The organism is Mesorhizobium sp. M8A.F.Ca.ET.207.01.1.1, assembly GCF_004794715.1.
In the GTDB taxonomy this organism is placed as follows: domain Bacteria; phylum Pseudomonadota; class Alphaproteobacteria; order Rhizobiales; family Rhizobiaceae; genus Mesorhizobium.
The window spans coordinates 236780-255516 of the sequence record NZ_SRUS01000005.1 but is presented as its reverse complement, the minus strand read 5'-3'; the positions used below and the strand labels follow the sequence as shown (position 1 = coordinate 255516).

Annotated in this window: 18 protein-coding genes and 1 riboswitch; of the genes, 5 read left to right on the top strand and 13 right to left on the bottom strand. The window is 64.6% G+C overall.

All coding sequences use genetic code 11. The annotated features are described in order from the left end of the window. Positions 1–154 precede the first annotated feature (154 nt). Genes EN850_RS16715 through EN850_RS16705 form a run of 3 tightly spaced genes read left to right on the top strand, consistent with a single transcriptional unit; the run spans position 155 to position 2182 of the window. Positions 155–925, top strand: a complete 771-nt coding sequence (locus EN850_RS16715; RefSeq protein ID WP_127870625.1) for a DeoR/GlpR family DNA-binding transcription regulator — start codon at positions 155–157, stop codon at positions 923–925. Positions 926–943: 18 nt separating this feature from the next. After that, a complete protein-coding gene (locus tag EN850_RS16710) occupies positions 944–1702 on the top strand; it encodes a triose-phosphate isomerase (RefSeq protein WP_127870626.1) in 759 nt (252 codons plus the stop codon). 39 nt (positions 1703–1741) lie between these two features. Continuing rightward, a complete protein-coding gene (locus tag EN850_RS16705) occupies positions 1742–2182 on the top strand; it encodes an RpiB/LacA/LacB family sugar-phosphate isomerase (RefSeq protein ID WP_127870627.1) in 441 nt (146 codons plus the stop codon). Here the strand turns inward: EN850_RS16705 and dhaL are convergent. The 4 genes from dhaL to EN850_RS16685 form a co-directional block, all read right to left on the bottom strand. Beyond that, positions 2179–2814: a dihydroxyacetone kinase subunit DhaL gene (gene dhaL, locus EN850_RS16700; RefSeq protein WP_127870628.1), complete on the bottom strand. Its 636-nt coding sequence runs from the start codon at positions 2812–2814 to the stop codon at positions 2179–2181. The genes EN850_RS16705 and dhaL overlap by 4 nt on opposite strands. Positions 2815–2824: 10 nt before the next feature. After that, complete coding sequence (locus EN850_RS16695; RefSeq protein ID WP_127276399.1) at positions 2825–3832, bottom strand: dihydroxyacetone kinase subunit DhaK; 1008 nt, start codon at positions 3830–3832, stop codon at positions 2825–2827. Between the two features lie 75 nt (positions 3833–3907). Next, complete coding sequence (locus tag EN850_RS16690; RefSeq protein ID WP_127870629.1) at positions 3908–4381, bottom strand: 6,7-dimethyl-8-ribityllumazine synthase; 474 nt, start codon at positions 4379–4381, stop codon at positions 3908–3910. Between the two features lie 77 nt (positions 4382–4458). Next, positions 4459–4660: riboswitch (FMN riboswitch) on the bottom strand. 100 nt (positions 4661–4760) lie between these two features. Then, positions 4761–5936 (bottom strand): MFS transporter, encoded by a 1176-nt coding sequence (locus tag EN850_RS16685; RefSeq protein ID WP_127870630.1) that lies wholly within the window; start codon positions 5934–5936, stop codon positions 4761–4763. A 48-nt stretch (positions 5937–5984) separates the two neighbouring features. Here EN850_RS16685 and EN850_RS16680 point away from each other — a divergent pair, with 48 nt between their 5' ends. After that, positions 5985–6524: an Lrp/AsnC family transcriptional regulator gene (locus EN850_RS16680; protein WP_127277235.1), complete on the top strand. Its 540-nt coding sequence runs from the start codon at positions 5985–5987 to the stop codon at positions 6522–6524. Here EN850_RS16680 and EN850_RS16675 read toward each other — a convergent pair. Both EN850_RS16675 and oiaX read right to left on the bottom strand, forming a co-directional pair. Then, positions 6521–7843 (bottom strand): four-carbon acid sugar kinase family protein, encoded by a 1323-nt coding sequence (locus EN850_RS16675; protein ID WP_135865413.1) that lies wholly within the window; start codon positions 7841–7843, stop codon positions 6521–6523. The genes EN850_RS16680 and EN850_RS16675 overlap by 4 nt on opposite strands. Before the next feature lie 8 nt (positions 7844–7851). Then, the gene (oiaX, locus tag EN850_RS16670; protein ID WP_135865214.1) at positions 7852–9102 is read right to left on the bottom strand and encodes a 3-oxo-isoapionate-4-phosphate decarboxylase OiaX; all 1251 of its coding nucleotides are present in this window, start codon (positions 9100–9102) and stop codon (positions 7852–7854) included. A gap of 260 nt (positions 9103–9362) precedes the next feature. Here oiaX and EN850_RS16665 point away from each other — a divergent pair, with 260 nt between their 5' ends. Further along, positions 9363–10076, top strand: a complete 714-nt coding sequence (locus EN850_RS16665; RefSeq protein WP_127277231.1) for a transcriptional regulator NanR — start codon at positions 9363–9365, stop codon at positions 10074–10076. Positions 10077–10080: 4 nt separating this feature from the next. Here EN850_RS16665 and EN850_RS16660 read toward each other — a convergent pair whose 3' ends face one another. The 7 genes from EN850_RS16660 to EN850_RS16630 form a co-directional block, all read right to left on the bottom strand. Then, the gene (locus EN850_RS16660; RefSeq protein ID WP_136091789.1) at positions 10081–11919 is read right to left on the bottom strand and encodes a hypothetical protein; all 1839 of its coding nucleotides are present in this window, start codon (positions 11917–11919) and stop codon (positions 10081–10083) included. Then, the gene (locus tag EN850_RS16655; RefSeq protein WP_136091788.1) at positions 11916–12950 is read right to left on the bottom strand and encodes a Gfo/Idh/MocA family oxidoreductase; all 1035 of its coding nucleotides are present in this window, start codon (positions 12948–12950) and stop codon (positions 11916–11918) included. Before EN850_RS16655 ends, EN850_RS16660 begins: the two co-directional genes overlap by 4 nt. Before the next feature lie 2 nt (positions 12951–12952). After that, positions 12953–14017 carry an ABC transporter permease gene (locus tag EN850_RS16650; RefSeq protein ID WP_127277225.1) on the bottom strand — a complete coding sequence of 355 codons (1065 nt, stop codon included), beginning with the start codon at positions 14015–14017 and terminating at the stop codon, positions 12953–12955. After that, positions 14017–15573 carry a sugar ABC transporter ATP-binding protein gene (locus EN850_RS16645; RefSeq protein WP_135865218.1) on the bottom strand — a complete coding sequence of 519 codons (1557 nt, stop codon included), beginning with the start codon at positions 15571–15573 and terminating at the stop codon, positions 14017–14019. The genes EN850_RS16650 and EN850_RS16645 overlap by 1 nt, the downstream gene beginning before the upstream one ends. Beyond that, on the bottom strand, positions 15570–16214 hold the full coding sequence (locus EN850_RS16640) for a DUF2291 family protein (protein ID WP_135921221.1): 645 nt from the start codon (positions 16212–16214) through the stop codon (positions 15570–15572). Before EN850_RS16640 ends, EN850_RS16645 begins: the two co-directional genes overlap by 4 nt. A 79-nt stretch (positions 16215–16293) precedes the next feature. Next, on the bottom strand, positions 16294–17235 hold the full coding sequence (locus EN850_RS16635) for a D-ribose ABC transporter substrate-binding protein (RefSeq protein WP_127277218.1): 942 nt from the start codon (positions 17233–17235) through the stop codon (positions 16294–16296). A 263-nt stretch (positions 17236–17498) separates the two neighbouring features. Beyond that, entirely contained in the window at positions 17499–18326 is an 828-nt protein-coding gene (locus EN850_RS16630) for a phosphogluconate dehydrogenase C-terminal domain-containing protein (RefSeq protein WP_136091787.1), read from the bottom strand. Between the last annotated feature and the right edge of the window lie 411 nt (positions 18327–18737).

Genomic DNA, 18737 nt, shown 5'->3' with positions numbered 1-18737 from the left:
GCCGCAATTCTTGTTACAGCGGCGCGATAAAAGCCGGCGAAATATCCCATGGAAATATCTCATTATAACAAAAATTGTGATACATGCGCGACGATGTCTGTTATATCTGGGCTCGATCAAGCAGCCGGAGTTCTGCGTTGGCGAGTCGGCGACAATGAAGAGCGACAACAGACGGCAAGGCATCATGGATTTCCTGGTGGATGCCGGCGCGGCGAGCGTCGACGACCTCGCTTCGCGTTTTGGCGTCTCCAGGATGACCGTGCATCGCGACCTGGACGAGCTCGAGGAGAGCGGCTTCCTGCGCAAGGTGCGCGGCGGCGCCTCGATCCAGCCGAGCAGCCTGTTTGAAAGCGATTTTCGCTACCGGCAGAAGCAGGCGATCGGGGAAAAGCAGCGCCTTGCGGCGGCCGCCGTGGCCGTGATCGAACCCGGCCAGACGGTCATCATCGACGACGGCTCGACGGCGGGCGGCATCGCGCGGCATCTCGCCGATCTCAGGCCGCTGACGGTGATCACCAACAACTTCGCCGTCATCCAGGATCTGGCCGGTGCCGGAGGCATCAACCTGATCGCGCTCGGCGGCCAGTACTCGAAGAAATTCCATGGCTTCTTCGGCCTGCTCGCAGAGGCGTCGCTGCGGTCGCTGCGCGCCGACGTCGCCTTCCTGTCCTCATCCGCCATCCATGGCGCCTCCGCCTTCCATCAAGATCAGGAAGTGGTGCAGGCCAAGCGGCTGATGATGGCCGCGGCGACCCGCAAATACCTGCTGGTCGATCACGGCAAGTTTGGCCGCAGCGCACTGCATTTCCTGACCGATCTCAGCGCATTCGACGCCGTCTTCACCGGGCGCGAGCCAGAGCCCGGGATGCGCGCGACGCTGGATGCGGCGGGGGTTTCGCTGACGGTCGTCGCCGACAAGGATTGAGGGTCAAGGAGAGTACGCGTGGTTTACTGGGTCGGTACAAGCTGGAAGATGAACAAGACGCTGGCCGAGGCGCTTGATTTTGCCGGGGCACTGGCCGGCTTCGTGCCGGGTTTCGACGATCGCATCCAGCCTTTCGTCATCCCGCCCTTCACGGCGGTGCGCGAGGTCAAGCGGGCGCTGTCGGCAACGCGCATCAAGGTCGGCGCGCAGAACATGCATTGGGTCGATGCCGGCGCCTGGACCGGCGAGATCTCGCCGGTAATGCTGAACGATTGCGGCCTCGACCTGGTCGAACTCGGCCACAGCGAGCGGCGCGAACATTTCGGCGAGACCGACCGTACGGTCGGGCTGAAGACGGCGGCGGCGGTCAGGCATGGACTGATACCGCTGATCTGTGTCGGCGAAACGCTGGCCGAGCGCGAAAGCGGCAAGGCCGATGCGGTGCTGACCGCTCAGGTCGAGGGTGCATTGCAATTCCTCGACGACGAGGCGAGGGGAGCAGAGATCCTGTTCGCCTACGAGCCGGTCTGGGCGATCGGCGACAAGGGCGTCCCGGCCAGTTCCGACTATGCCGACAGGCAGCAAGCGCTGATCAAGCAGGTCGCCGCCGGCCTGCTGCCGTCCGTTCCGCCGGTGCTCTATGGCGGCAGCGTCAATCCCGGCAATGCCGCCGAGCTGATCGGCCAGCCCAACATTGACGGCCTGTTCATCGGCCGTTCCGCCTGGCAGGCCGAGGGCTATATCGACATCCTGCGCCGCGCCTCGGCCGCGATCTGAACCAATCGAAAAACGCATTCAGTCAGAAAGGACATCACCATGAAAATAGCCATCGGAGCCGACAGCGCCGGCAAGCCGCTGCTCGACGTCATCGCCGCGCATCTGGCGACCAAGCCCGGCCTCACCGTCAGCGACCTCAGCCAGGCCGGCTTCTATGCCGACCTGTCGCAGAAACTCGCCCGGACGATCGTCGAAGGCGAGAACGACCGTGGCATCCTGTTCTGCGGCACCGGCATCGGCGTCTCGATCTCGGCCAACAAGGTGCCGGGCATCCGCGCCGCGCTTACCCACGACACCTACTCGGCCGAGCGCGCGGCGAAATCCAACAATGCCCAGATCATCACCATGGGCGCGCGCGTCATCGGGCCGGAACTGGCCAAGGCCATTGTCGATAGGTGGCTGGCCTCGGAGTTCGACGAGAAGGGGCCGTCGGCCGGCAACGTCCAGGCGATCAACAAGCTCGACGCGGCGAAGGCCTAAGCCAGGCTCCGCGTCATCGCGCCGATGACGGTGACGGCTGAGGCCGCGCCCGGGTCCATGTGCCCGAGCGACCGTTCGCCGAGCCGCGACGAGCGGCCCTTGGCGGCGATCATGTCCTTGGTCGATTCAGCACCGCGCTTGGCAGCGGCAAGGGCTGCCTGCAGACTGTCGGCAAGGCTCTTTCCCCCTGCATTGCTGGCGCCAGCCGCTTCCGCCGCCGGTTGCCAGGCATCGACCATGGTCTTTTCGCCGATCTCGGCCTTGCCGCGATCCTTGATGCCTTGCGCCATGGCCTGCAGCAGGGCGATGAATTCGGCATCCGCCAGCGTCGCCTTGCCCTTGACTGCGGCGGCTGCACGCATGAAGGCCGTGGCATAGAGCGGGCCGCAGGACGCGCCGACGGCATTGAGGAACGATTTCGCCGCCGTGTTGAGGAGCGCGGTCGGCTCGGTCGCCGCAAGGTCGAGCGATGCCAGCGCATCGCGCACGGCGTTGAACCCGAGCGCCATGGCAATACCGTGGTCGGCGTCGCCGATGACGCCGTCGAGCTGGCAAAGCCGGTCCCTGTCGGCCTCGATCGCCACCGCGATCGCGTCGAACATTCTTTTCAGGTCGGAGGCACCGATGGTCATGGGGCGCTCCTCAGCCGGCACGGAACATGGCGCAGTCGCAGGGGTGGTCGAGCATCGCCTGCAATTCTTCGTCGAGATGGAAAAGCGTCACCGAGGCACCGGCCATTTCCAGGGACGTGCAGTAATTGCCGACCCAGGTGGCATGGATGGAAACGCCGATTGCGTCCAATCTCTGCTTGACCCGTCGGTTCATGATGTAGAGTTCCATCAGCGGCGTCGAGCCCAGTGAATTGACCAGCACCGCGACCTTGTCGCCGCGCTTCGGCGCCATCTCGGCGAAAATCTTGTCGAGCATCTCGTCGGTAATTTCGTCGGCGGTCCCGAGCTTGCCGCGCGCGATGCCGGGTTCGCCATGGATGCCCATGCCGATCTCCATCTCGTCCGCGCCGATCTCGAAATTCGGCCGCCGCGTCTGCGGCAGCGAGCAGGGCGACAGCGCCACGCCCATGGTGAAGGTGTGGTCGTTGGCCTTGCGCGCGATGCGCTCGACCTCGTCCAGGGACAGCATCCGGTCGCAGGCGGCTCCGGCAGCCTTGAAGATAAAGAAATTGCCGGCGACACCACGGCGCTTGTGCCGCTGGTCGCGCGGCGCCGAGGCGACGTCGTCGGTGGTGAGCACCGTGCGCACATCGATGTCGTCCATGCCGGCCATCTCGGCCGCCATGTCGAAATTCATCACGTCACCGGCATAGTTGCCGTACATGAACAAGACGCCAGTGCCGCCGCTGACCGCCTTGGCGCATTCCAGGATCGGATCCGGTGGCGGCGAGGCAAAGACGTTGCCGATTGCCGCCGCGTCCGCCAGCCCCTTGCCGACAAAGCCGAGAAAGGTCGGCTCGTGGCCGGAACCGCCGCCGATCACCAGCCCGACCTTGCCGGGCCGTGGCCCGTCGCGGGCGATGATCGAGCGCGGGCTGCCGTCCACGCTTGCGAGATGGCGAGGATGCGCGGCCAGGATCCCTTCGAGCATTTCGTCGACGGCACGGTTGCCGTCATTGATGATCTTCTTGGTCTGCACCGGCATCCTCCCGAACTCGGTATTTTCGCAAATACTACCGGGTGTTATCGCGATTTCCACCCGGCCGGGAAGATTTCATGCCGCGATCTTTTCCCGCGCCGCGAGAATCTGCACGCAGGCGTTGGCCGCTTCCTTGCCCTTGACCGAGAAGTGCTCGAAGAAGAAGCGGTGATGCTCGGCGCTGTCGTGAAAATTGTGCGGCGTGAGCACCGCCGAAAGCACCGGCACCCCGGTCGAAAGTTGCACGTTCATCATGCCGTCTATGACGGCGCTGGCGACGAAGTCGTGCCGGTAGATGCCGCCATTGACGACGAACGCAGTGCCGAGGATCGCGGCGTAGCGGCCGGTGCCGGCGAGCGTCTTGGCATGCAGCGGGATTTCATAGGCGCCGGGCACGTCGAAGATGTCGACGGCAAAGCGCCCGCTGCCCATCTCGGCCAGTTCGGCCTCGAACGCCTTCACGCACTGGTCGACAATGTCGGCGTGCCAGCGCGCCCTGATGACGGCGATGCGGATTGTTTCATAGTCTTTGTGGGAATGCTGATTCATGGGTCCATCCTTCCGTTTCGAACCAGAATCAGGACGCACGATACGAAATCCGACCCGCCGGGGCGGTTCGTTTTCCGTTTCGTTCTCTTCCATCCGGACTTTAACCGTCGGCTCCGGAATCACACCGGATCTGCTGACCCTTCCAACTGCTGGAAGGCGCTCGCGGGCTTGGGTCCCGCGCATGACCCCGAAAACCGGAAACGGTTTTCGGAAAAGCCTCATGCGCAACTGGGAGTCCTTACCGCCGGTGGGGACTTTCACCCCGCCCTGAGAACATTAACGGCTTTGTATGGAAGGGCAGGGGTGCCGCTGTCAACGCGCCAAGGGCTGGTGGCCAATCACGTTCTGTCGACTGGAGCAATGCGATGAGACGCTGGCTCTACCGGCTGCGCCACGCTGCGGCCGAGGCGGCAATCAGCATGAGCACCGCCGCGACCATCGCGCAGGCGGCAAAGCCGAAGCCGGAATAGAGCGGCCCGAAGCCGGTGGTGCCGACAAACACCGCGAGGTAGGTCACCGCGCTGTTCAGGCCCATTATCGTGCCCCGCCGTGACGGATCGAGCGCCGACAGGCGCATCACCAGCACGTTCAGCCCGAAATGATTGGCGAGCCCCCAGGCCGCGACCATGGCGAGCGTCAGGCCATAGCTGTCGCTGGTTGCGGCGATCGCCACGTAGACCATGGCGACGAGCAGATAGGCGAAAGGCATGACACGCCTTGCGCCAAGGCGATCGATGATGCCGTCGAAGAGCGCCGCCGTGCCGAAGCCCGCCCCGTATGCGAGCGCGGCCAGGCCGTTGGCGCTGACCGGCTGCCCCAGTCCGCTGTGAAGGTGATCGCCAAGATAGCCATAGACACCGTAGAAGGCGGTCATGAAGGCGCCGCAGGCAATCAGAAGCGGCACAATGCCGGGAATGTTCAGCGCCGCGAGCGGGGCGGGCGCCGGTCCGGCCTTCCTGACATCCGGCAGCGACGATGCGGTGAGGCCGCCGAGCGCCAGCGCGGCCAGCACGGCGACAGCGGCGAAGACGGCACGCCAGTGAACGAGATCGGCAAGCACCGCCGACAGGGAAACGCCGGCCACCATGCTGAGCGTCCATCCGGTCAGCACCACGCCGATCGTGCCGCTTTCGCGGCCGGGCGGAGCGATGGCCGCGGCACTGGCGTAGATTGCCGGCATGGCGACGCCGGCGGCAATGCCGGCGACAAGCTGTGCCGCAACCAGCGCTGTCACGGTAGGCGCGGCGGCGCTGGCGACCAAGGCCAATGCCAGCAGCAGCAGGGCCGCCTGCAGCATCCGGCGCGCGCCGACCCGGTCGATATGGCGTGCCAGGAACACGGCGCTCGCCGACGTGCCGAGGCCGAAGGCAGCCGCTGCCATCATCACCATGGGAACGCTGGTCGAGAACGATACGGACACCGCCGGAGCGATCGGGCCCAGCACCAGCGAATTCGAGCCGATCACGGCGATGCATCCGGTCAGCAGATAGGCGAGGGCCGGGATGGGCGGTCTGGTGTCCGCGCCCAAGGCTGCGGCTTGATCGTTGTTCGACATATCATCATAATGGCCGCATTAAATTCCGTGACAATCGGGAATATCGATATGGATGAAGAAACAGATGGCATTCCGCGGAACAGGCCGGCGGCCCGGGATGTCGACGCGACCGACCGAAAAATATTAGGCGTTCTGGTCGACGACGCGACGGTCACCTATGCCGAGCTTGGCGATCGCGTCGGCCTGTCGCCGCCGGCAGCGCATGAGCGGGTCAAGCGGCTCCGGCGCAGCGGCGCCATCCGCAACACGGCCGCCATCATCGATCCCAACGCGGTGCGGAAGCCGCTGCTCACCTTCGTCCACATCGACACCAGTGGCTGGGGCAAGACCCCGGAACTGATGGCGATCTCGGAATATCCCGAGGTCGAGGAGATCCATACCGTCGCCGGCGATACCTGCGTATTGCTCAAGGTGCGTACCGAGGACACCAAGGCACTCGAAGGCCTGCTGTTGCGTCTCTACGAGACACCCGGAGTCACTTCGACGCGCAGCTACGTGGTTCTGGCGACTTACCTCGAACGGCCGGTGCAGCCCGGCATCACGGCGCAGTGGCCGACGCCGAAACACCTGGGCAAGCCGCTGTATTAGCTCCCCAGCCGGATGGTCTCGAAATAGGCGTCGGTGCCGACCTGGCCGCCCTTCAGCGCGATCTCAAGGCCGTCTATCGCGCCGCCGCCATGGGCGACGCAGAGCGGCGACCCCGGTGACTGCGGCAACGGCATGCGCACGGTCAGCGCGTCGATGGCCAATTGTCCGAGCGCGTGGCTGGAGGTGTCGCCGCCGGCAATCACGGCGCGCTTGAGTTTCTGCTCGGCGATCAGCCTGCGCAGGATGGTTCCCAGCGCCCGTCCGAGTGTGTTCCGGGCGCCCTCGATCCGGTCGATCTCAGCACCGCGATCGGCCTGTGGACCAAGCGCGGAGTAGAGGATGACGCTGCGGCCCTTGGCCAGGCTCGCCAACCCGGCCGCGACCGCCTGCTCGGTCGCTTCGCCGGCGCCTTCGCAGACCAGTCGCATCGCATCCATCTCGACGCCGTCGAACCCGTGAGCAAGCGCGTGGCGGATCTGTTTTTCCGTGGTAGGGGAGACGCTACCCGACACCACGGCGAGCCGATCCACGGGGCCGGGCGGTGCGAATGCGGCATGCCCCGATACGATGCCCTTGGCCGCCCATTCGGCCAGCAAGGCATATTCGGCGCCCGAGGATCCGACGACGAAACCATGGCCCTTCCCGTGGATACGCCAGAGTTGTTCGCCGACGCGTTTCTGCGTCTGGTGGCTGTCGACGTCGAACAGGACGATATCCTTGTCTTGCAGGACTTGGTCGACCGTCTGCGCGAGATCGTCCGCCTGCAACGTTGCCAGGTCGACTAGGCCGGAACTAAGGCTGGTCTGGCGCGAAAGGTGGACGAGCAAGTCGGCCTCGTCCATCGGCGTCACCGGATGCCTGCTCATCACCGGATGCCGGTCGATGCGGAAATATGCGCCGCGGAACGCCGCGAAGAGGTTGCCGAAGGCAGTGTAGCGCTTGAGCTGTGGCGCGCCGACCACCATCGGCACGCTTGCCGCCTCGAAAATGCGCCTGCCGATCTCGGTGGCGCGGCCGATGCTGCCGACCGCCGGGCTGGAATCGAAGGTCGAACAGATCTTGTAATGGCAGACCGCCGCCCCGAGGCCTTTCAGCCATTCGAAGGCCGGCGTCAGGTTTTCCTCCATCCATTGCGGCGTTTCGCTTCGGCTGATGCCCGCCAGGCCAACCGCGCGGCAATGCGAAAATCGCGCCAGCAGGGACTGGTCGGGCTGGCGCATGAACAGCACGGTCGGCACGCCGCCGAGTTCGAGCGCCTCCATGACGTCGGTCGACCCGGTGAGGTCGTCGCCGTAATAACTGAGGAGCAGGTTTTGCACGGCCATGCTCATGCCGCCCTGCCGTCGCCGAATTTCTCGATCGATCGGGCCAGTTCGACGTGATCGCGGGCATAGTCCGTCAGCGCGATGCCCTCGACCGCCGCCTGCCAGGCCTGCAGCACGGCCCGTACGCCGGCGCCGGGCCCGTCCGGATGGCTGACGATGCCGCCGCCGCAGAGGTAGAGGAGATCGAGCGTGCGGCCAGTGCGCCGATAGGTTTCGGGCGCCTGGCCGCCCCACTGGCCGGAGCAGGCCACGGGCAGCGCGCAATCGTCTGATGAGAACAGCGGCGTCGTCACCGCCTTGAAGGAGCGGATGAAAGAATCGTCCGGCTCCCAATATTTCGAGCCGATGCCGTTGATCTGGAACTGGTCGACGCCGAGCAGCCGCCAGAATTGCTGCCAGACGCTGAAATCCATGCCGAGGCCGGGATGGCGTGTGAGGATATCCCAGCCATTGCGGTGGGCATGCAGCACCAGCCCGGAACGCTTTCTCAGATATGCCATGCCGCCGAAGCCGATGGAATTGATGTTGACGACGGCGCAATTGCCGCCGGCTTCGAGCACGAGATCGTGGTTGCGCATCATCTCGTCGGGATCGGCATGCGAGATGCCGAAGGCGTACATCACCTTCTTGCCGGTCTTCTGCTCTTGGTCGAGGATCAGCGGCATAATCGCCTTCACCCGCTCGCCCAGCGGCGAATAGGCCGGGCTCATCAACTTCTCGTCGTCCTTGATGAAATCGACGCCGGCCTCGATCAGTTCGCCCACCATTTCGGCCGTCTCATGCGGCCTGAGCCCCAGCGCCGGCTTGACGATGGTGCCGATGATCGGTCGGCCCTCGACCCCGGTCAGCCTGCGGCTGCCGGTCAAGCCGAACTGCGGGCCCGGATGGGCGCCCCGGTATTGTTCCGGCAGCTTCATGTCGATGACGCGGATGCCGGACAGGCCCCTGATCGAATAGGTGCCGCCGATGGCGATGGTCATCAGCGCCGACAGGTCGGTGCCGATCGCGTCGAATGGGAAGCCGATGTCAACATCGGCGCGCCGGAATGGCCCGCTGCCGGACCCGGGCAGCGATGGTTGCTCAGCATCGGGCAGATGTCGGATCGCCAGCACGCGCGCCGCCACGCGCGCCTTCAACTCCTCGGTCTCGCCCGGCAGCGCGACGAAGGTGCCGGTCGACTGGTCGCTGGCGATCTTGGCCGCCAGCGCCTCGATGCTGCCAGGGGTTTCGATGCGATAGGTAAGTGTGATCATGGTCGACCGGCCGCTCGAAAAGGGTTCGAAAAAAGTTTTGTCGCGCAGGAAATCTGGTATAATGAGTACATAAGTATTGCAAGAAATATCCGAGTCTTGGCAAGAGCGGGCGGGCTAGGGCAATTCCAGGAAAACCGTGCAACGGGGTTTTCTGTCCGGAATTGCGTAAAAGCTGGAGCGTCCCCGCTCCAGGTGCGGGCATTCCTGTAATCCTGCCGGGAATGCTAAACAAGAACCGAGCCAGGGAGTGATTCGTCACGATGAACCGTTCGGAGCCGATCGTCCGGCGCAAACTTTCCGACGAAGTCTTTGCAAGGCTGAAGCGGCTGATCACCAGCGGCGAACTGCAGCCCGGCGACGACATGCCGTCCGAGCGCGAGTTGATGGAGCGCTTCGAGGTCGGCCGGCCGGCGATCCGTGAAGCCATGCAGGCGCTGAGCAATATGGGGCTGGTCGCCATCTCGCATGGCGAGCGCGCCAAGGTGCTGCAACTGACCGCCAAGTCGATCATCAAGCAGGTCGACGGCGCGGCCAAGATCATCCTGTCCTCGTCCAGGGACACGCTGGAGCACTTGAAGACCGCGCGCATCTTCTTCGAGCGCGGCATGGTCAGGGAAGCCGCGGAAAAAGCCACATCGCAGGATGTGCAACTGCTGAAGGCAACCGTGGCCGAGCAGCGCGCCGCGCGCGGCGATTCCGAAGCTTTCATCTCCGCCGATATGAAGTTCCACACCCAGATCGCGTCCATTTCAGGCAATCCGATCTATGTCGCCGTCAGCGAAGCCACGCTGGGCTGGCTGAAGGAATACCACACCGAAATGCTGATCTGGACCGGCAAGGAAAAATACACGCTAACGGAGCATGAAGAGATCATCGACCGCATAGAGCACAGGGATGCCGACGGTGCCGAGAAGGCGATGATCAAACACCTCGAACGCTCGCGTGCTCTCTATGTGATGAATTCCGAGAAGTGACGCTCTAGCCGACACGCATAATGGCGTAGGGCGACATCACGAGATGGTCCTGGCCAAGCGTCGAAACATCGATCGGGACATTATTCGCCGTCAGGTTCGCCAGCCAGACGATGGTTTCCCTGGAGGCAGCGCGGCCGGCCAGCGCCAGAACTCGCGTCTCGTCACTGGTCGTAGCGGTAACATGCGTCAGTCCAGCCAACTCACAAAGCCCTTCGATGGCCCGGAGGATCGGCCGCGGTGTTCCTTGCGCGACGGGTTCGCCTGATCCGGCAACCACGCCGAACGGTCCGGCGAAGCTGGACAGTGTCAGCATCTCCAGTCCCGCAGGCACGACGCGCGCGGCATAGCCGATCGTCCACGCGGCGGCGAACTGGCCGTTGTGGCGCGGATCGCTGTTGGCCATCGCGACGCGCTGGCCCCGCGGATTGTCCTTGGTCGCCCCACCATAGGGGTTCTGGCGCATGGCAATCGTCGATGGCCCGATGCGATACGGCTTTGTCCCGAAGATCGCCCGGGTGGACCGGGTGATGAAGGGAAGCGTCTCCAGCGACTGCATGACGCTGAGATCGTCGGCGGCATGCACGATCGGACAGGTGCAGTGGGTGATGAAATCGAGCTGGTCGGCGGGAACGCGCTTGCGGTTGAGCTCGGTGAAATAGCTGAACATGCCGCCGCCGAGACGGAGGCCGGGAAAGGCGCGGCGGGCGGCCGCGTAGACGTCCTCGAGCTGCGGACATGCCGGCCAGGGGCTGCCCGGCGGCGTCGACTGGCGGTCGACCGCGGGCGATACCGCGATGGCGTCCACCCGCAGGCCTACCTGGCGCAGCATATTGGCGACGTCGGAAAGTTCGGCGTCGAGGTCGCCGGTGCAGGCGGCCACGCATTCGAGCGTCGTCGAAGCGGGATAGGCGGCGGCGAGTCGGGCATGGGCGCGCAGCGCGTCGAGACCGTGGCCGCGCGTCGGATCGAAATGGAAAATCAGCTGCCGGGGACCGAGCCTTCCCAGCAGCGGTAAATCGGCAAGTGCCGCCTCCACATCCTCGGGATAGATGACGACGCCGATGTCAGGCAGCTTCGCGCCGGCTTGCCCAAGCTCGACGCGGACCGGCTCGGCCGGCACGGCCGAGGCGGGCAGATTGGCGTCGCCTGCGATGCTCAGGCTGATGGTCTGACGAAGGGATTGCCTGGCCGGCAGCACATAGGGCCATGGCAGCGCCAGCGGCCGCACATAGGTCTTGTAGGAGGCATCAGACCAGTTGCGCTGGTCTTCCATCTCGAATGTGTCGCCTTCCATCCGGCATTGCGCGACAACGCCGGGCCGCACCTGATGCGTGATGGCGCGCAAATCCTTGAACGGCTGCCACGGGTCGATCAGATCGGGCAGTTCCGTCTCTTCCACGCTGCCGTCGGTGTGCTCCACCGTCACCGCGCTGCCGGCGAGGCCGGCGATCGGATGCAGGATGCAGAAGCCGCATCGGTTGGTCTCGAAATCGCTCTCCGGCAATGCGGTCACATCGAAGCTGAGATTGCCGTCGGCGGACCCCTCGATCGTCGTGCGGAAGCCGAGCCGGCTGCCGCCCGGACCCGCACAGCTTGCCGCATAGCTGACGCGGAAGCCGCCATCGCGCTGGTCGATTGTGAGATCCGTCAGGACAGGCTCAGAGGTGCCCCAGTCACGGTCGCGCACCACATAGGCGATGGCGCGCAGCACTTCGGAGCCGCCATGGCGGATGGTGCGCAGGTTGCCGTTGACCAGCTCCGCGCTGAGCGCGCCGGCCTGCAGCAGGATAGGCGCCGCTTCGGCCGTCCCGGTGCCGTAGAGATGGAAAGCGTCGGCCGTCATTTCAGCAGGTCGTCGATCTGCATCGGCGCGCGGCTTTCGGCGCCGGCATAGGCTGCTTCGACGAGGGCGAACGTCCTCAGATTGTCGGCTCCCGAGGTTGCCGGCTCCTTGCCGGATACGAGGCTGTCGACCCAGTGCTTCTGGATCGCCAGCACGCTTTCCTGGATGTTGTGCCATGGCCGCGAGGCCCAGGGCAGCAGCCGCGGCGAGACGTCCTTGACCGTGGTGCCGTTCTTGCCGGTGACGGTAAGCTGGTAGCCCTGCGCCAGCCGGATCGTGCCGTCGCTGCCGTCGAGTTCGACCAGTGTTTCCGGGAACGGCTCGGTAGCAAGCCTGGTGGCATAGCTGCAATCGACCACGGACGTCGCGCCGCCGGCGTGGTCCATGAGCATCGTCGCGACATCCTCGCCGGCGATCTTGGGATTGATGCGTGTGGTCCGCGCGGTCAGGCTCGTCACGTCGCCGAGCAGGAAACGGGCGATGTCGAGGATGTGGATGCCGAGATCCTCAATGATGAAGCGTTTGCCCGTCGCCAGATAAGGCTGGCCGGAAAACACGTCATAGCCGGAGCGGAAGGAAATCCGCCCGAAGAACGGCGTGCCGATCTCGCCGCTGTCGAGCACGGCGCGCACCGCCTGGATCGGCGACTGCCAGCGAAAATTCTCATGCACCATCAGCGGCACGCCGGCGTCCGTGCAGGCCTTCACCATCGCCTTGGCATCAGCGAGCGTCGGCGCGAAGGGTTTCTGGCAGATGACAGGGACGCGGTTCTCGGCCGCCATCTCGACCAGCGGCCGATGGCTGCCCACGGTGGTGGCGATGTCTACGAAGTCGAGCTTTTCGGCCGCGAACATCGCCGCCGCGTCCGCATAGCGCCGCGCTACGCCGAACTGATCGCCGACGATGCGCAGCCGTTCCGGATCGCGGTCGCAGATGGCGACGATCGAGGCGCCCTCGATGTCGCGCCAGGCATGCATCTGGTTGACGGCGAAGAAGCCGCAGCCGATCAGCGCTCCCCTTAAACCCGCCATGCTCAGCCCGCCTTCGCCATCTGCATCAGGGTGACGCGCTGCTGCAACCGGCGCTGCGCCTGGTCGACGACGACGGCGACGATGATGACGAGGCCCTTGATCACCATCTGCCAGAAGGAACTTACCCCCATCATCACCAGCCCGTCCGACAGGATGCCGATGACGAAGGCGCCGACGATGGTGCCGCCGATCGTGCCGCGGCCGCCAGACATGGAGGTGCCGCCGAGCACCGCCGCCGCGATCGCGTTCAGTTCGAAGCTCTCGCCCGTCGCCGGGTGCGAAGCCATCAGCTCCGACGAGATGATCAGGCCGACGATCGCGGCGCAGAAGCCGGAAAACATGTAGACGAACATCTTGACCATGTTGACGCGCACGCCCGAGATCCGGGCTGCGCGCTCATTGCCGCCGACGGCGAAGATGTGGCGACCGAGCGGGGTGTAGCGGGCGAGGTAGGCGGCCCCCAGCGCCGCCACGACCAGGATCCAGATCGACACCGGCAGGCCGAGGAGCCGGCCAGCGCCGAGGAAGCCGAAGCCGGTGGTGCCCAATTCCGGCTTGCCGACCAGGTTGGGAAAGGTGCGGCCGTCGGAGGACAGCAGCGCGAAACCGCGCGCCACATAGAGCACGCCCAGCGTGGCGATGAAGGGCGCGACGTTGAGCCTGGTGATCAGCAGGCCGTTGACGGCGCCGATCGTTATGCCGACCAGAAGCGTGATCAGGATGATCTCGAAGACGTTGAAATAGACGGTGTAGCCGATCTGCAGGTCGATGCCGTTCAGCACGAGATAGCCGGCCACCATGCCGCACAGGCCGACGATCGAGCCGACCGAAAGGTCGATGCCGCCGGTGATGATGACGAAGGTCATGCCCATGGCGAGGAAGGCGTTGAGCGCGACGTGCTTGGCCATTAGGATCAGGTTCGCCGCCGACAGGAAGTTCGGCGCGGCGATCGAGAAGAACACCAGCACCGCGATCAGCGCGATGAAGGTCCGAAGCTTCATCAGCGTCAGCAACGCGGAGCCGCTGGAGGCGGAAGGAGCGGCCGCCTTGGCCGGAATGTCAGTCATCAGCGTTGCTCTCCATGTGCGGGGGCAAGTTGTGCGGTGGGTCCGTGGCCCAGCGCCGATGCCGCGACGATCGCTGCTTCCGTCGCCTCGGCGCGGTCGAACATGCCGGTCAGTCTGCCATTGCTCATCACCGCGATGCGGTCGGACAGCGCCATCACCTCGTCGAGATCGGAGGTGGCGAACAGGATGCCGAGACCATCGCGCGACAGCTTGCGCATGGTGCGGAAGACGTCGGCCTTGGCGCCGACATCGATGCCGCGGCTGGGTTCGTCCATCAAAAGCACCTTCGGTCCGGTGAGCAGCGCCTTGCCAATCACCACCTTCTGCTGGTTGCCGCCCGACAGCGACGAGACTTCCTGCGCCGGATCGGCGACCTTGATCGCCAGTTCCCGCACCATCTGCACAACGGCCTGCCGCTCGGCGCCGCCCCGGATATGGAACAGGCGTACGAAGCGCGACAGGCTCGCCAGCGTCAGATTGCTGGCGACCGAGAGGATCGACACCAGCCCCTCGCGCTGACGGTCCTCCGGTATCAATGCCAGCCCGCGCTGGATGCGGCGCGTCGTGTCGCGCTCCTTCACTTGCTTGCCGGCGATGAAGATCTTGCCGCTGGCATGGCCGTGACGGCCCATGATGCAGTCGAACAACTCGCTGCGCCCGGCGCCCATCAACCCATATATGCCAAGGATCTCGCCGGCGCGCAGCGCCAGCGAGACATGGTCGACCGCCAGCCCGCCAGTCACGCGCGGCAGGCAGATCTCCTCGGCGCGGAAGATTTCCGCGCCGGGCTGATGGCCGTCGGCTTTGGCGAAATCCTTGGCGTCCGAGCCGATCATCTGCCGCACGATCCACTGCGTATCGACGTTCCTCATCTCCTCCTGGCCGGTGATACGGCCGTCGCGCAGCACGGTAACGGTGTCGCCGATGCGGATCAGTTCTTCCAGGCGGTGCGAGATGTAGACGATGGCGACGCCGCGCGCCTTGAGGTCGGCGATCACCTTGAACAGGATTTCGACTTCAGCCGCGCTCAGCGCCGAGGTCGGCTCGTCCATGATCAGGATCTTGGCGTCGAGCGAAACCGCCTTGGCGATCTCGACCAGCTGCTGCTGGCCGATGCGCAAATCCTCGACCAGCATGTCGGGCCGGATGCCGGCCTCGAGCCGGTCGAGGAATTCGCCCGCCCGCTTTTCCTGCGCCTTGCGGTCGATCTTGCCCAGCCGGTTGGTGATCTCGCGGGTGGCGAAGATATTCTCGGCGACGGTCATGTTGCCGAACAGGTTCAGCTCCTGGAACACCATGCCGATGCCGCGCGCCACCGCATCTCCCGACGAGGAGAAGGAAACCTCTTCGCCTTCGAGCAGGATGCGGCCGGCGGTCGGCTGCTCGACGCCGGCGATGATCTTCATCAGCGTCGACTTGCCGGCGCCGTTTTCACCGACCAGCACGTTGACGGCACCCTTGCGCACCTCGAAGTTCGCCTGCTTGACCGCGACAGTGCCGGCATAGACCTTCGAGACGTCCTCCAGCTTCAGGATGACGTCGTGAGCGGGGCTCATGGCCTCGGCCCGATCTCGGCCTCCGCCGGCGTCACAAGGGGCAGGTCCTGGCCGCCTTCGATCGTATAGGCGCCGAGCACCTTGGCGGTCCGGCCCTCAAGTGCCTCGCGCGGCAGTTTGGACAGCACGGTCTTGTCGGCATAGGCGTTGAAGGCCTTCCCGAACTGGGCGAAGTCGATCTGGTTGGTGAAGTCGTTGAACTGGACGAAATCGAGGCTGTCCCGCAACGCCGTGCCGCGCATGGCCGGCCCGATCTGGACGCGCGCATCGGCCTTGCCGTCGCCGTCCACGTCGATATCCATCGTGCCCGCCCGCGACTGCGTGTTGGCAGCGATGATCTTGCCCTCGACTCGGACCGCGAAGGTCCATGGCGAATTCGTCTGCTTCCTGGGATTGCCGTATTTGGCGCCGGCCGCCGCCGGATCGGTTTTCGCCAGCGCCTGGACTTCGGCCAACGGTCCGGCCTTCTGGACGAGATAGGGGATGACCTTCGAGGCCCAGATGTCCTCGACCATCTTGTCTGGGTTGAAGGCAGGCGCACTATTTTCGCTCCGCGCCATTGGCGTCGGCAGGATCTTGCAGCCGCTCAGGCCAAGGCCAGCGAGCGCGGCGAGAGTTAGCCAGGTCAATGTCTTCGGCATGGCGATCAAAAGCACCCGGAACGTGAATGGAGGCGAGGGGCGAACCTGGGTCCGCCCCTCGCAATTATAGCGCGCCGGCTCAGTTCTTCAGCGCGAAGGTTTCGAGCTTGGCGGCATTGTCGCCGTTGATGAGCACGCAGTCCATCAACTGCTTTTCCTTCTCGGGCGACTTCTTGTTCTTGATGAAGTCGCTGGCCTGTTCGACCGCCATCTGCGCCTGGGCGTAGGCCGGCTGCAGCACGGTCGCCTTGATGCCGCCGGAGGTGATGGAATCGCGCACGTCGTTCGAACCGTCGAAGCCGACGACGATGACATCCTTGCGGTTCGCGGCCGCGAGGGCCGCATAGGCGCCCATCGCCATCGTGTCGTTGCCGGAGATGACGCCCTTGATGTCGGGATTGGCCTGGAGGATCGATTCCATCTTGGAATAGGCCTCGGTCTGGCTCCAGTTGGCCGACTGCTGCGCGACCATCTTCAGGTCCGGATAGTCGTCGATGACATCATGATAGCCCTTGGAGCGGATGCCGGCATTGGTGTCGGATTCCTTGCCGACCAGCTCGACGAAATTGCCCTTCTCGCCCATTAGCTTGACGAACTCCTGCGCGCCGAGCTGCGCGCCCTGGTAATTGTTAGAGACGATCTGCGCCACGGCGACGCCGGTGGCGTTGATCTCGCGGTCGATCAGGAAGGAGGGAATGCCGGCGTCCTTGGCCTTCTGCACAGCGGCGACGGTCGCGTCGGCACCGGCATTGTCGAGGATGATCGCCTTGGCGCCGCGGCCGATCGCGGTGTCGATCAGTTGGGACTGCTTGTTGGCGTCGTCGTCATGCACCAGCACCAGCGCCTCGTAGCCGAGTTCCTTGGCCTTGGCTTCGGCGCCGACGGCTTCCGCCTTGAAGAACGGATTGTCGTGCGATGGGGTGATGATGGCGATGAGGTCGGCCGCGTAGGCGGGCATCGCCGTGCCGATTGCCAGCACACCTGCGAAGGCGGCAAGCGTCATTCTGCGTGTCAGTTTCATGAAGTCCTCCCTTTGAAAAATCTGTGCCTCGGTCGTCGAGGCGACTGCACTGAATTCGTCAGGCCGCGGAGAATGCGGACCACTTCGGCTCAAGCCGTCGATCGGCTTCTTCAGAGCCGATCCGCGCTCCCGTTCCCCGCCATCCTCCACTCGTCCCGGCTCGAACTCCCAGCGAAGCGTGCCCGATCCGAGCCAGCAACAATTTAGCCAACTGGTATGATGAGTCAACCACAAATTCAGGTGATATGTACCTGATGACTCGTTCAGGTAATCCGCTGGATGCTGGCCGCGATCTCTTCCGGCTCGAAGACGCGCTTCCAGTCGTCGCGCATCAGCACCGGCTTGCCGAACTCGATCGCCTTGTTGCATGCATCGGAGAACACGCCCTGGGTCTCACCGAAGATGACGGCGCCGAGCACGTTCATGTGGCCAAGCAGGAAATCGAGCGCCGCCTGCTGGTCGACGCCGCGCGCCACGACCTCGTCGACCGCTTCCTTCATGACGACCAGCAGCGAGGCGCACACGGTTTCCGAAAGGCCTGGCTCGAGCAGCGCCATCTGTTCGACGGAAACGCGGTGCGAGCGCATCACCGGCGCCCAGATGATCTTGGCGATGGCCTCGCCCTTGGAATAGTCGGCTTCCGGTCCCTGCATCAGCGCGCTGACCATGTGCTGCTTTGCCTTGACGCCGCCGAAATAGTCCTTCTTGGCCGCCATGTCGGTCTCGTCGTTGAAGATCGGCGGATGGCAGGGATGGGTGACGAAGTAGGTCAGGTCGGGACGATCAGGCAAATGGCCGGCGAAGGGTGCTGCGGCATCGAGCACGATCACCATCGTGCCCGGCGCAAGCTTGCTCTCGATGCCGGCCGCGACCTTGCCGATATGAGTGTCCGGCACGGCCAGGATCACCACGTCGGCGCCTTTCAGCGCCTCGTCGGCGCTGACCGTATCGAAGCCCAGTCCGGTCTTCAGCCGCTCACGCCCAGCCTCGCTGACCTCGACATGGCGGATCGTGTAGGGCGAGCCGCGGAAATTGGTCGAAAGGCGGTATCCCATTTTGCCGCCGGCACCGAACAGCGCGATCGTCGTCATCTAGCCCTTGCTCCCTGGTCTTGAACGATGGCTTAGCCGATCGTTGCCTTATATACTGGTATGATCACTCTACCACGTTTTGGCAAGAGGAAATCATCATCCGTCTGTCATTCCGGGCGGACCGCCTCGGGCGTCCGGATCGGATTTCACCGCGTCGCCGTCGCCGCCCGTGCTGTAGAAGGCGGTCCGTCGCGACGGCACTTTCCAGCCCGGCATCGCCAGATCGAGGAGAGCAACGATATCCTGGACGATGTCCTGCGCGCCCGACGGCAGACCGCCGGTCTGTATGTGTGGTGATGATGGGGACGTGCAGGCTGGCGAACAGGTGGCGACGGCGCTTGTCGATCCGCTGAAGATCAACGTGCCTTATTAGCCTGCCCGCGATTGGAGTGCCTGCGTCATGGTCCCCGG